Annotated in this window: 13 protein-coding genes; 8 read left to right on the forward strand and 5 right to left on the reverse strand. The window is 71.4% G+C overall.

All coding sequences use genetic code 11. The annotated features are described in order from the left end of the window. Positions 1–8: 8 nt before the first annotated feature. The 4 genes from QBJ89_RS04550 to QBJ89_RS04565 all read left to right on the forward strand — a co-directional run bounded on the left by QBJ89_RS04550 (position 9) and on the right by QBJ89_RS04565 (position 5,338). Positions 9–368, forward strand: a complete 360-nt coding sequence (locus QBJ89_RS04550) for a response regulator (protein ID WP_277979348.1) — start codon at positions 9–11, stop codon at positions 366–368. Positions 369–615: 247 nt separating this feature from the next. Beyond that, positions 616–2,337 (forward strand): dihydroxy-acid dehydratase, encoded by a 1,722-nt coding sequence (gene ilvD / locus QBJ89_RS04555; RefSeq protein ID WP_277979349.1) that lies wholly within the window; start codon positions 616–618, stop codon positions 2,335–2,337. 416 nt (positions 2,338–2,753) lie between these two features. Next, entirely contained in the window at positions 2,754–4,154 is a 1,401-nt protein-coding gene (locus tag QBJ89_RS04560) for an NAD(P)H-hydrate dehydratase (protein WP_277979350.1), read from the forward strand. Continuing rightward, entirely contained in the window at positions 4,151–5,338 is a 1,188-nt protein-coding gene (locus QBJ89_RS04565) for a class I SAM-dependent RNA methyltransferase (protein WP_277979351.1), read from the forward strand. The genes QBJ89_RS04560 and QBJ89_RS04565 overlap by 4 nt, the downstream gene beginning before the upstream one ends. 187 nt (positions 5,339–5,525) lie before the next feature. Here QBJ89_RS04565 and truA read toward each other — a convergent pair whose 3' ends face one another. After that, positions 5,526–6,269: a tRNA pseudouridine(38-40) synthase TruA gene (gene truA, locus QBJ89_RS04570; RefSeq protein WP_277979352.1), complete on the reverse strand. Its 744-nt coding sequence runs from the start codon at positions 6,267–6,269 to the stop codon at positions 5,526–5,528. Beyond that, complete coding sequence (fmt, locus tag QBJ89_RS04575; RefSeq protein WP_277979353.1) at positions 6,266–7,171, reverse strand: methionyl-tRNA formyltransferase; 906 nt, start codon at positions 7,169–7,171, stop codon at positions 6,266–6,268. Before fmt ends, truA begins: the two co-directional genes overlap by 4 nt. A gap of 55 nt (positions 7,172–7,226) precedes the next feature. Between fmt and recR the strand changes: the two genes are divergently transcribed. From recR to QBJ89_RS04595, 4 genes are all read left to right on the forward strand, one after another. Next, positions 7,227–7,823 carry a recombination mediator RecR gene (recR, locus tag QBJ89_RS04580; protein ID WP_277979434.1) on the forward strand — a complete coding sequence of 199 codons (597 nt, stop codon included), beginning with the start codon at positions 7,227–7,229 and terminating at the stop codon, positions 7,821–7,823. A gap of 45 nt (positions 7,824–7,868) precedes the next feature. After that, positions 7,869–8,402: a peptide deformylase gene (gene def, locus QBJ89_RS04585; RefSeq protein ID WP_277979354.1), complete on the forward strand. Its 534-nt coding sequence runs from the start codon at positions 7,869–7,871 to the stop codon at positions 8,400–8,402. Positions 8,403–8,718: 316 nt separating this feature from the next. Beyond that, entirely contained in the window at positions 8,719–10,128 is a 1,410-nt protein-coding gene (gene rmuC, locus QBJ89_RS04590; RefSeq protein ID WP_277979355.1) for a DNA recombination protein RmuC, read from the forward strand. Positions 10,129–10,167: 39 nt separating this feature from the next. Next, positions 10,168–10,575 (forward strand): putative quinol monooxygenase, encoded by a 408-nt coding sequence (locus tag QBJ89_RS04595; RefSeq protein ID WP_277979356.1) that lies wholly within the window; start codon positions 10,168–10,170, stop codon positions 10,573–10,575. Between the two features lie 339 nt (positions 10,576–10,914). Here the strand turns inward: QBJ89_RS04595 and QBJ89_RS04600 are convergent, their stop codons facing one another. From QBJ89_RS04600 to QBJ89_RS04610, 3 genes are read right to left on the reverse strand one after another with little or no spacing between them, the layout of a single operon-like run. Continuing rightward, positions 10,915–11,715, reverse strand: coding sequence for a TrmH family RNA methyltransferase (locus QBJ89_RS04600; protein ID WP_277979357.1), 801 nt, complete (start codon positions 11,713–11,715; stop codon positions 10,915–10,917). A gap of 21 nt (positions 11,716–11,736) precedes the next feature. After that, positions 11,737–12,006 (reverse strand): HPr family phosphocarrier protein, encoded by a 270-nt coding sequence (locus QBJ89_RS04605; RefSeq protein ID WP_277979358.1) that lies wholly within the window; start codon positions 12,004–12,006, stop codon positions 11,737–11,739. Next, complete coding sequence (locus QBJ89_RS04610) at positions 12,003–12,410, reverse strand: PTS sugar transporter subunit IIA (RefSeq protein WP_183921381.1); 408 nt, start codon at positions 12,408–12,410, stop codon at positions 12,003–12,005. Before QBJ89_RS04610 ends, QBJ89_RS04605 begins: the two co-directional genes overlap by 4 nt. Positions 12,411–12,436: the final 26 nt, after the last annotated feature.

The raw sequence follows: 12,436 nt of genomic DNA on the forward strand, positions 1-12,436 counted from the left end.
AGCACGCTATGGCACGCGGCATGACGATGCGCGTGCTTTTGGTCGAAGACGAACCCCTGATCGCGATGATGCTCGAGGATTTCCTCGACGCGCTCGATAAAAGCCATGCCGGCACCGCCGACAGCGTGGAAGCCGCGCTGCCGATGGTGGAGGCGGGCGGCTTCGACGCCGCGATCCTCGACGTCAACCTGCGCGGCGGCGAGAAGAGCTTCGCCATCGCCGACGCGTTGGCGGCACGCGACATCCCGTTCGTCTTCGCCACGGGCGGCGGCGGCGACGAGATCGCGCTCGAGCATCGCGCGCGTCCGCGCCTCGCCAAGCCCTTCACGATGGACAATGTCGAGAAGGCGCTCGCCGATCTGGGGTGAGGGCGGAGGGGCTTGGCAGCGTGCGGCGAAGGTCAGGGCGTCTGGGTCCCGGTGCCCTCCAGTTGCCTCGCGCCCTCTGCCGCTGAGGCCGCTCGCGGCGGAGCGTTGTTTCGTCGTCCCGTTCCACTCTCGTCATCCCCGCGGTGGCGGGGATCACAGCGCTGACGAACCGTCAGCCGCTTGAGCCATCTCTCTGCCACAACATACTTGCGCGAGCGCTACCTCCCGCGACATAGGCGTGCGCAATATGACCCAGACCTTTGACAAATCCCGTCTGCCGAGCCGCCACGTGTCGGTCGGACCCGAGCGCGCGCCGCATCGCAGTTATTATTACGCGATGGGACTTAGCGAGGAGGAGATCGCGCGCCCGTTCGTCGCGCTCGCCTCGGCCGGTAACGATAGCGCGCCGTGCAACACCACGCTCGACGCCCAGGCCGATGCCGCCCGCCGCGGGGTCGAGCAGGGCGGCGGGATGCCGCGGCGCTTCAACACGATCACCGTCACCGACGGGATCGCGATGGGGCATCAAGGCATGAAGGCCTCGCTGGTCAGCCGCGAGGTGATCGCCGACTCGGTCGAGCTCAGCGTGCGCGGCCATTGCTATGACGCGCTCGTCGGCTTCGCCGGCTGCGACAAGTCGCTGCCGGGCATGATGATGGCGATGCTCCGGCTCAACATCCCGTCGATCTTCGTCTATGGCGGCTCGATCCTGCCCGGCCGCTTCCACGACCGCGACGTCACCGTCGTGGACGTGTTCGAGGTGGTCGGGAAATATGCCGCGGGCGCCTGCCCGTTGTCCGAGGTGCACGAGCTCGAGAAGGTCGCCTGTCCGGGCCACGGCGCGTGCGGCGGCCAGTTCACCGCCAACACCATGGCCTGTGTCGGCGAGGCGATCGGCCTCAGTCTGCCCAACAGCAACATGGTGCCCGCACCTTATACGACGCGCGAGCAGATCGCCGTCGCGGCGGGCGCGCAGGTGATGGAGCTGGTGGGCCGCCAATTGCGCCCGCGTGACATCTGCACGCGCGCGGCCTTCATCAATGCCGCGCGCGTGGTGGCGGCCACCGGCGGCTCGACCAACGCCGCGCTCCATCTCCCCGCCATGGCCAACGAGGCGGGCATCGACTTCGACCTGTTCGACGTTGCGGAGGCTTTTAAAACAACACCTTACATCGCCGACCTCAAGCCCGGTGGTAAGTACGTCGCCAAGGATATGTACGAGGCCGGCGGCGTCTACATGCTGATGAAGACGATGCTCTCGGGCGGGCTGCTCGACGGCGACTGCCTGACGGTCACCGGGCGTACGCTCGGCGAGAACATCGACCAGGTGACGTGGAACCCCGATCAGAAGGTGATCTACGACGTCGCCACGCCGATCACCCCGACCGGCGGCGTGGTCGGGCTGCGCGGCTCGCTCGCGCCCGACGGCGCGATCGTCAAGGTGGCGGGCATGCACCGGCTCCAGTTCGAGGGGCCGGCGCGCTGCTTCGACTGCGAGGAGGACGCCTTTGCCGCAGTGGAGGCACGCCAGATCGCCGAGGGCGAGGTGATCGTGATCCGCTACGAGGGGCCCAAGGGCGGTCCGGGCATGCGCGAGATGCTGTCGACCACCGCGGCACTTTACGGCCTCGGCATGGGCGAGAAGGTGGCGCTGATCACCGATGGCCGTTTCTCGGGCGGCACGCGCGGCTTCTGCATCGGCCATGTCGGCCCCGAGGCGGCCGACGGTGGTCCGATCGCGCTGGTCGAGGACGGCGATCCGATCCGCATCGACGCCGAAGCGGGGACGATCGACCTGCTGGTCGACGAAATGGTGGTGGCCGAGCGCCGTGCACGCTGGCAGGCGCGTGAGAACGCTTATGGCGCCGGCGCGCTGTGGCGCTACGCGCAGAGCGTCGGGCCGGCCTATCAGGGCGCGGTGACGCACCCCGGCGCGAAGGCGGAGCGCCACATGTTCGCGGATATCTGAGCGGGGGTGCCCTGCGTCGCCACGGCCAGTGTCGCGGCACCGAGGACCGAGGGGGCGGAGGTGCCGTCACCCAGCTGAGGAAGCGGATCGGGCCACTTTCCCCCGTCGTCCCGGACTTGATCCGGGATCCAGGCTCCGCCGGAGCACCGGCTTCCGAGTACGCGGCCGCATGAATCCCGCACCCGGTCCGGGACGACGGAAAGTGTCAAAGGCGCGGCGTGCCTCGCGCGACCGGACGACGACGTCGACGTTTGATCGCAGCCAGTCGCGGCGACGCCCGCCAAGCGTTCGCATCGCCCGCATCTTCGATCCGCAGCATCAACCCGCATTGACAGGCGCGCCGCCATGCGGCTCAGACGTGCCGCTCGCGCCCGCGCCGATCGCGCCCGCGCCGTGAGATGAGGGACCTGACGCCAATGACGCCGCTTGACGGCACGATCGTGCTCGACGCCGCGGCGATGCGGGCCGCCGAGCATGCGGCGATCGCCGCCGGGAACAGCGTCGAGTCGCTGATGCAGCGCGCCGGCCGCGCGGTCGGGGATGCGGTCCACCGGCTCGCGGGTGCGCACGCGGTGCTGGTGGTGTGCGGCCCCGGCAACAATGGCGGTGACGGTTACCTCGCCGCGGCGCGATTGCGCGCGCTCGGTCGCACCGTCCGCGTCGCCGCTGCGGCCGAGCCGCGCGGTACCGCCGCCATCGCCGCACGCGAGGCGTGGGGCGGGGCGGTCGAGCCGCTTGGCACGGCCAAGCCAGCTCCCGTGTTGGTCGACTCGCTGTACGGCACCGGGCTCAGCCGCGCGCTCGCGGCGGACGAGGCCGCCGCGCTGGTGCGGCTCGCCGCCGGTGCGACGCTGGCGATCGCGGTCGATCTGCCCAGCGGGGTGGCCAGTGACGACGGCGCGGTGCTCGGCGAGGTCCCGCACCACCATGTCACGCTCGCGCTCGGCGCGGCCAAGCCGGCGCATCTGCTTCAGCCCGCCGCGGCGCGTTGCGGCGCGGTGCGCGTGCTGCCGCTCGGCATCACGCTGAACGGCGACACGCGCGCGCTCGCACCGCCCCGTCTCGCGGCTCCTCCGGTGGACAGCCACAAGTTCAGTCGCGGCATGGTCGCGCTGATCAAGGGCCGCATGGCGGGCGCGGGTGAGCTCGCCGCGCGCGCCGCGATGCACGCCGGCGCCGGGTACGTAGCGCTGCTCGGCGCGACCATCCCGCAGCCGCCGCACGCGCTGGTACGCCGCTCGCTCGACCGCGACGACCCGCTCGCCGACGCGCGTATCGGCGCGCTGGTGGTCGGCCCCGGGCTCGGCCGCGACGATCACGCGCGCGATCTGCTCGAGCGGGCATTGGCGAGCGACCGCGCGTTGCTGATCGACGGCGACGCGCTCCATCTCGTCACGCCCGAGCGGCTGCGCGCGCGCGGCGGCACGATCGTGCTCACGCCGCACGCGGGCGAGTTCCACGCGCTGTTCGGCGCGGCCCACGGCTCCAAGCTCGCAGCCGCTCGCGCTGCGGCGGAGCGCATCGGCGCCGTCGTGGTCTACAAAGGCGCCGACACGGTGATCGCCGCGCCCGATGGCCGCGTTCTGCTCGCGGGCGAGGCGAGTAGCTGGCTCTCCACCGCGGGCAGCGGCGACGTCCTGGCGGGTGCGATCGCGGCGCGGCTGGCGGCGGGCGGGGACGCGCTTGACGCCGCCGCGGCGGGCGTGTGGCTCCATGCCGCCGCGGCGCGCCGGCTCGGCGCGGGCTTCATCGCCGACGATCTCGCCGCGGCGCTCGCCCCGGCGCTCACCGCGCTGATCCGGGAGACACCTGCGTGAGCCTGATCGTCAAGGTCGCCGGTCGCGGCGACGGCGTTACCGCCGACGGCCGCTACGCCGCCTTCGCCGCGCCGGGCGACACGCTTGCCGACGACGGCAGCGTCCTGCCCGGCCCGCACCACCAGGTGCCGCCGTGCCGCCATTTCCCGACCTGCGGAGGCTGCCAGCTCCAGCATCTCGACGATCCGAGCTGGGCGAGCTTCATCATCGAGAAGATCGAGTCGGCGCTGGCGGCGCAGGGGCTCGTCGCGCCGATCCGCGCGCCGCTGCTGTCGCCGCCGCTGACGCGACGTCGCGCGACGCTCCACTTCGAGCCGTCAGGACGGCTCGGCTTCAGCGCGGAGAAGAGCCACCAGCTCGTCGACCTGCACGAATGCCACGTGCTCGCGCCCGAGCTGTTCGCGCTGGTCAAGCCGCTCAAGCGGCTGCTCGCCTCGTTCAGGGCGAAGCGGCGTCTCGACGTGCATCTCGCCCTCGCCGACCAGGGGCCGGACGTGCTCGTCACCGGGGTCGCGCCCGAGGGTTTGCAGCACCACGACTCGATTACGGCCTTCGCCCAGGCGCACGGCGTCGCGCGCGTCGCCTTCGACGCCGGGGTCGGCGCGGAGACGCGATGGGAGCCGGAGCCCGCGACGGTGACGCTCGGCGGAGTCGCGGTGCCGCTGCCGCCCGGCGCCTTTCTCCAGGCGACGCGCGAGGGCGAGGCGGCGCTGGTCGCGGCGGCGCGCGAGGCGGTCGGTGCGCCGCGCACCGTGGCCGACCTGTTCGCGGGGCTCGGCACCTTCGCGCTGGCGCTGCCCGCGCGTGTCTATGCCGCCGAGGGCGGGCGCGACGCGCTGCTGGCGCTGAAGGCGGCGGCGGGGCGTGCCGGGCGGCCGGTCTTCGCCGAGCACCGCGACCTGTACCGGCGCCCGCTCACCGCGGCCGAGCTCGACCGGTTCGACGCGGTGGTGCTCGACCCGCCGCGCGCCGGCGCGCGCGAGCAGGCCGCGCAGCTGGCCGCGAGCAAGGTCCCGGTGGTCGCCTATATCTCGTGCAATCCCAGCAGCTTCGCGCGTGATGCTAAGGAGATGGTCGAGACCGGCTATCGGCTCGACTGGGTGCAGCCGGTGGGGCAATTCCGCTGGTCGACCCATGTCGAGCTCGCGGCGCGGCTGTCGCGGGAAGGGTCGGAGACGGCCTGATCGTGAAGCCCGTACTCTCGTCATCCGCGCCGCGGCGGGGATCCAGACGCGCGCACGTAGCGGCGTTTATCGCTGGCGCGCGCCTCTCTGGATTCCTGCCTGCTTCGGGATGACGGCGGGAGGGCCTAAGTGGGCGGCGGGGAAGTAGCGTACGGCGACGGAAAGCCGGGAGCGTGGGCTCGACACCTCACGCCGGATAGCGCGCCTCGACGAAATACAGGCCGTCCGGTGGCGCGTTGAGCCCGAGCCGCGCTCGATCCGCTGCCCGCAGTGCGTCGCCCAGATCGTCCGCGGTCCACCGTCCGAGTCCGACCAGCGCGAGGCAGCCGACCATCGATCGCACCTGATGGTGGAGGAACGACCGCGCCGCCACTTCCACCTTGAGCCGGTCACCGGCACGCGTCACCACGATCGAGTCGAGCGTCTTGACCGGGCTCGCCGACTGGCAGTGCGCCGAGCGGAAGGTGGTGAAATCATGCTGACCGACGAACCGCTGTGCCGCCGCGTGCATCGCCTCGGCGTCGAGCGGCTGCGTCACCTGCCAGGCGAGGCCGCGCTCCAGCGTCAGCGGCGCGCGGCGGTTGACGATCCGATAGGTGTAGGCGCGGCCCAGGCAGGAGAAGCGCGCGTGCCAATCGTCCGCCACCGCTTCGCACGCGGTGATCGCCACCGGGGCGGGGCGAAGCCGCGCGTTGAGCGCCTCACCGAGGCGGAAGGCGGTAAGCGGCTTGGCGACGTCGAGATGCGCGCGCATCGCGCTGGCGTGGACCCCCGCGTCGGTGCGACCCGCGGCGTGGACCACCAGTGTCTCGCCGGTGACCGCATGCGCGGCTTCCTCGATCGCCTGCTGCACGCTCGGCCCATGTGCCTGGCGCTGCCAGCCCATGAACGGACGCCCGTCGAACTCGACGGTGAGCGCGTACCGGGTCACAGCCTCGTGCCCGGCGGCAGCGCGAAGCCGCGCAGCAGCTCGCCCGCGTCCATCTCGCCGCGGCCGGCGCGCTGCACCCGCAGCAGCCGGATCGCGCCGCTGCCGCAGGCCACCAGCAGCGAGTCGTCGAGCACCTCGCCCGGCGCGCCGGTGCCGTCCTCGGCGCGCGCGGCGCGCACCTTGATCCGCTCGCCGGCATGCTCGACGAAGGCGCCCGGCGCGGGGTCGAAGGCAAGCACCTGGCGCTCGACCTGCGCGGCGGGTGCGGTAAAGTCGAGGCGCGCCTCCTCCTTGCTGATCTTGGCAGCGTAGGTGACGCCCTCATCGGGCTGCGGCCGGGGCGGATAGGCGTCGGGGTCGGCGAGGACCTGCACCATCAATCGCGCGCCCATCGCGGCGAGCTCGGCGGTGAGCTGGCCCGCGCTCTTGCCCGCGCAGGCGGTACGCCCCTCGAGCCGCACGGGACCGGTGTCCAGCCCCGCCTCCATCTGCATGATGCCGACTCCCGTCTCGGCGTCGCCGGCGAGGATCGCGCGCTGCACCGGCGCTGCGCCGCGCCAGCGCGGCAGCAGCGAGCCATGGACGTTGAGGCAGCCGAGCCGGGTCGCGTCGAGCACCGCGCGCGGCAGGATCAGCCCGTAGGCGGCGACCACCGCGACATCGGCGCCGAGCGCCGCAAACGCGGCCTGTGCGCCCGCGTCGCGCAGCGTCACGGGCGTCCGCACCTCCAGCCCGAGCGCCTCGGCACGGCGCTGCACCGGCGAGGCGACCAGCTCGCGACCGCGCCGACCGCCCGGGCGCGGCGGCTGGCTGTACACCGCGACGACCTCGTGCCCCGCGGCCACCACCGCGTCGAGCGTCGGCACGGCGAAGTCTGGAGTTCCCATGAAGATGATCCGCATGGCGCCAGCTCTCGACACGCTGGCGCGGCGCGACGCAACCCCCTATCTGTTCCACATGGCATCCCCCGAGATCGAGGCGCTGACCAACGCGCTGGCGCGGCTCCCTGGTTTCGGCCCGCGTTCGGCGCGCCGCGCGGTGCTCCACCTCGTCAAGAAGCGTGAGGGTGCGCTGGCGTCGCTGCGCTCGGCGCTGGTGGCGGTGGAGGAGCGGCTGTCGACCTGCTCGACGTGCGGTAACGTCGACACGACCGATCCGTGCGCGATCTGCGCCGACCCGCGCCGCGACGAGCGCTCGCTCTGCGTCGTCGAGGATGTCGCGGACCTATGGGCGCTGGAACGCTCGCGGCTGTTCCCCGGGCGCTTCCACGTGCTCGGTGGGCGGCTCTCCGCACTGGAGGGGGTGCGGCCCGAGGACCTCGCGATCGAGCCGCTGCTCGCGCGTGTGGCCGTGGGCGGGGTCGACGAAGTCGTGCTGGCCATGAACGCGACGCTGGAGGGTCAGACCACGGCGCATTATCTCGTCGAGCGGCTGGAGCGCTTTCCGGTGCGGCTCACGCAGCTCGCGCACGGTCTGCCGGTCGGCGGTGAACTCGACTATCTCGATGAGGGCACGCTGGCGCAGGCGCTGCGCGCGCGCCGGCCGGTGGGGTGAGCGCGCTCGCTTGACGCTTCTCCGGTGCGCCCCTAGCTCGCGCGCATGGCCATTCTTCCGATCGTAGAGGTACCCGACGCGCGGCTGCGCGAGACCTGCGCCCCTGTCGCCGAGGTCAACGACGAGGTGCGCGGCATCGTCGCCGACATGTTCGACACGATGTACGATGCGCATGGCATCGGCCTCGCCGCGATCCAGGTCGGCATCCTGCGGCGGATCGTCGTGATCGACCTGCAGGAGCGCGAGCTGGAGGAAGGCGAGCCACCGGAAGCGGCGCGCGCCCCTCAGGCCTTCATCAACCCCGAAATCACCTGGGTGAGCGAGGCGCAGTCGAGCTACAACGAGGGCTGCCTGTCCATCCCCGAGCAATATGCCGAGGTGACGCGCCCCGATCGTTGCCGCGTGTCCTGGCTCGACACCGCCGGCGAGCGCCACGAGGCGGAGTTCGACGGGCTGATGTCGACCTGCATGCAGCATGAGATCGACCATCTCAACGGCGTGCTGTTCATCGACCATATCTCGCGGCTGAAGCGTGGCATGTTGCTGAAGAAGCTGGACAAGCTCCGCCGCGGCGGGTGAGCGGAGGGTAGCCGCGCCAACGTCCTAACCTATCTATCGGCGTGATCCTGAACCCGTTTCAGGATCTACGGTGCGGTGCCTCCATCGGGCGGTGACACGCGGCCGGGGGAATCCCGAAACGAGTTCAGGATGATGCCCGCGGTGGGTGAGATGCGCCGCGCGCGTCCGTATGCCGGTGCACGCAGGCACCCAGGGCCGCGAGCGTCCCGCTCGCCGCTCAGGATTTCTACCGTCGCGGGAAGACCGCCACCGCCGATATCCCCGCTCTCGCACCCCGCGCTTGCGACCGCGCCCCCGTTCGATCTATGTTCCGGCGATGATCGACCTCCTTCCCGTTGCGCTGATCGCGCTTGCGCTCGGCGCGCTCGCCGGCTGGCTGCTGACCCGCGCCGCGGCCGAGCGGCTCCGCGCCGAGCGCGACGCGCAGGCCGAGCTGTTCCGCCGCGCCATCGCCGATCTCGCCGGCGCGGAGGAGCGCGCGCGCGCGGTCGAGCCGCTCCGCGCCGAACTCGTCCAGGTGCGCGACGAGCGCGAGGCGGCGCGGCTCGAGGTCGCGCGGCTGACCGCTGAGGGACGCGCCGCCGAGCAGCGCATCGCCGACCTCAAGCTCGCCGCCGACGAGCTCAGCGCGCGCTTCCGCGATGCCGCGCAGATCGCGCTCACCGACGCGCAGAAAGCCTTTCTCGAGCGCGCCGAGGCGCGGCTGCGCCAGTCCGAGGAGCAGACCGGGCAGGGGATCAAGGCGTTGCTCCAGCCGGTCAACGACCGGCTCCAGCGCTACGAGGAGGGCGTCGCCAAAATCGAAGCCGAGCGGCGCGACGCGTTCGGCCAGCTCCACGGGCAGATCGAGGCGATGCGCGCCGGGCAGGAGCGTGTCTCCGGCGAGGCGGCGAAGCTGGTCAACGCGCTGCGCAACGCGCCCAAGGCGCGCGGGCGCTGGGGCGAGCAGCAGCTGCGCAACGTGCTCGAGTCGTGCGGGCTGGCGGAGCACACCGATTTTCAGATGGAGGTCAGCGTCACTGCGGAAGACGGCGGGCGGCTGCGCCCCGACGCGATCGTTCGGGTGCCGGGCGGCAAGTCGCTGATCGTCGACGCCAAGGTTTCGCTCAATGCCTATCAGGATGCCTTTGGCGCGGTGGACGAGGCAGAGCGCCAGCTCGGGCTTGCGGCGCACGCCCAGTCGATGCGCGCGCACGTCAGCGCGCTCGGCGCCAAGGCCTATTGGACCCAGTTCAGCGACGCGCCCGAATATGTCGTGATGTTCGTGCCAGGCGAGCATTTCCTCTCCGCCGCGCTGGAGCATGATCCGACCTTGTGGGACTTTGCCTTCGATCGCCGCGTGCTGCTCGCCACGCCGACCAACCTGATCGCGATCGCGCGCACGGTCTCGGCGGTGTGGCGGCAGGAGAAACTGGCGCGCGAGGCGCAGGAGATCGGCGCGCTCGGCAAGGAATTGTACGCACGGCTGGCGACGATGGGGACGCACGTGGCGCGGCTCGGCAAGAACCTCGACACTGCTATGGGCGCGTACAACAGCTTCGTGGGAAGCCTCGAGAGCCAGGTGCTGACCAGCGCGCGGCGCTTCGAGGCGCTCAACATCGACACCGGCAACAAGACGATCGAACCGCTGCCGGTAGGGGAGCAGGCGGCGCGGCCGTTGACCAAGCTGGCGGTGGCGGAGCCGGCCGTGCCGAGCGAGGGCGCGCTGGAGGAGGCCGCGGAATAGCGTGACCTGCCGGTCATAAGGGATGACGAGAGTATCGCCATGAGTGTGTTGTTCCTTGCCTCTACGGCGCTCGCCGCCAGCACGGCCGCGGGGCCGGCGCCGGAGCCCGCGCCGATGGTCCGCATCGCCGAGCTCGAGATCGATCCGGCGCAACTCGACGCGTACAAGCGGCTCCTCGCGGAGGAACAGGAGGCTTCGGTTCGGCTCGAACCCGGCGTGCTGATGCTTCACTCGGTCGCGCTGGTCGAGCGGCCGACGTCGGTGCGGCTGCTCGAAGTGTATGCCAGTCGCGCCGCTTATGAGGCGCACATCCGATCGCCGCACTTCCTTAGCTATAAGAGCGCGACCGAGCGGATGGTGCGATCGTTACGGCTGATCCAGACCCAACCGATCCTGCTCTGCGCCAAGTCGAAGGGTGCCGCGGGCGGCCCCGTCACTTGCCTGTGAGCGGCGCGCGCGTCGGCGCAAACGCCCACCGCGGAGAAGACGCTGTCGCTTCCCCGATCACGCTATCCGGCGCCCGCTCGGCACCGCTGCGCGCCGCTTCGGCATCGAAGGTGCGCGCAGGTGTACTGTCCTACGTCGGCGCCGAGGCGTTATCACGACGGCGTGACCGCACAGCCGCCACCCCGCCGCCCCTGTCTCTCACGGGCGATCCGCACGCGCGTCGCTGCACCGATCGCTATTCGCGCCAGTGACTCAACATTCGCAACATTCGCCCCTGCCGCGAACCTCGCCGGCGACTCAACATTCGCAACATTCGGCCGTTGGCGCACGCTCGTTCCGTCACTTGCGATGCTGCGCCAGCACCTCGTACGCCATCACCGCGGTCGCCACCGCGGCGTTGAGGCTGTCCGCCTTGCCCAGCATCGGCAGCTTGACCAGCAGGTCGCACTCGCGCTCATAGGCCTCTGGCAGCCCCTGCGCCTCGTTGCCGGTCAGCAGGAAGGTCGGCGCGGCATAGGTCGCGTCGCGATAGCCCTGCTCGGTCTGCAGGCTCAGCCCGACAAGCTGTCCGGCGCCGCCGCGCAGCCACGCCAGGAAGTCACCCCAGGGCGCGCGCACGATCGGCACCGTGAACAGCGCTCCCATGCTCGCGCGCACCGCCTCGGTGGAGAAAGGGTCGACGCACTCGTCCACCAGGATCAGCCCGCCCGCGCCGACCGCATCGCCGGTACGCAGGATCGTGCCGAGGTTGCCGGGATCGCGCAGCCGCTCCGCGACCAGCCAGATCGGCGCGGCATGGCGGTCGAGCGCGGCGAGGGGCGTCTCGAACGTCTCGAACACGCCCACCACCGCCTGCGGATTGTCCTTGCCCGACAGCTTGGAGAGGATGTCGGGGATGGTCTCGATCGCTTCGCCGCCGCGCGCCTCGACCGCCTCGACCAGGGCGAGCACCAGCGGATGGCGCGCGCTCGCCGCGGCGAAAAACAGGTAGACCGGGATGCGCCCGGTCTCGCGCGCCTCGGTCAGGATGCGCAGCCCCTCGGCGAGGAACAGCCCTTCCTCGCGGCGGTGGCGCTTGTCGCGCAGGCCTTGCACGCGCTTGACGAGCGGGTTGGAGTAAGCGGTGACGGTGCGGGGCATGAGCGGGTCGCGGCGCGGAGCTCAGTCCTCGCCGAATTTGCCTTCGACCAGCGCGCACATCGTTGCGACCACGTCCTCGGCCGAATCGCCCTCGGCGCTGATCGTGATCTGGTCGCCCTTGGCGGCGCCGAGCATCATCAGCCCCATGATCGAGGTGCCGACCACCTCCGAGTCGCCTTTGGCGACCTTCACCGGCGCGGGCAGGCCCGAGGCGAGCGTGACGAACTTGGCGCTGGCGCGCGCATGCAGCCCGCGGCGGTTGGTCACCTCCACGGTGCGCGACACCGTCACGCCGCCGCCTCGCCGAGCACTTCCGACGCCACCGAGATGTACTTGCGCCCCGCCTCGCGCGCCGCGGCGACCGCGGCGGTGACGGTCATCGCCTTGCGCGCCGACTCGAGCCGGATCAGCATCGGCAGGTTGATCCCCGCTATCACCTCGATCCGCCCGCGCTCCATCAGCGAGATGGCGAGGTTGGACGGGGTGCCGCCGAACAGGTCGGTCAACACGATCACGCCGCGCCCCGAATCGACCTCGGCGATCGCGCCGGCGATGTCGGCGCGCCGCGCCTCCATGTCGTCGTCAGGGCCGATCGCGACCGTGCGCACCTGTCCCTGCGGGCCGACGACATGTTCCATCGCCGTCACGAACTCGTCCGCGAGGCGGCCGTGGGTGACGAGCACCAGACCGATCACGGGTCCGAGCATGGGCTTCGATACTT

It is taken from the genome of Sphingomonas phyllosphaerae (assembly GCF_029623345.1).
Classification (GTDB): domain Bacteria; phylum Pseudomonadota; class Alphaproteobacteria; order Sphingomonadales; family Sphingomonadaceae; genus Sphingomonas; species Sphingomonas phyllosphaerae_C.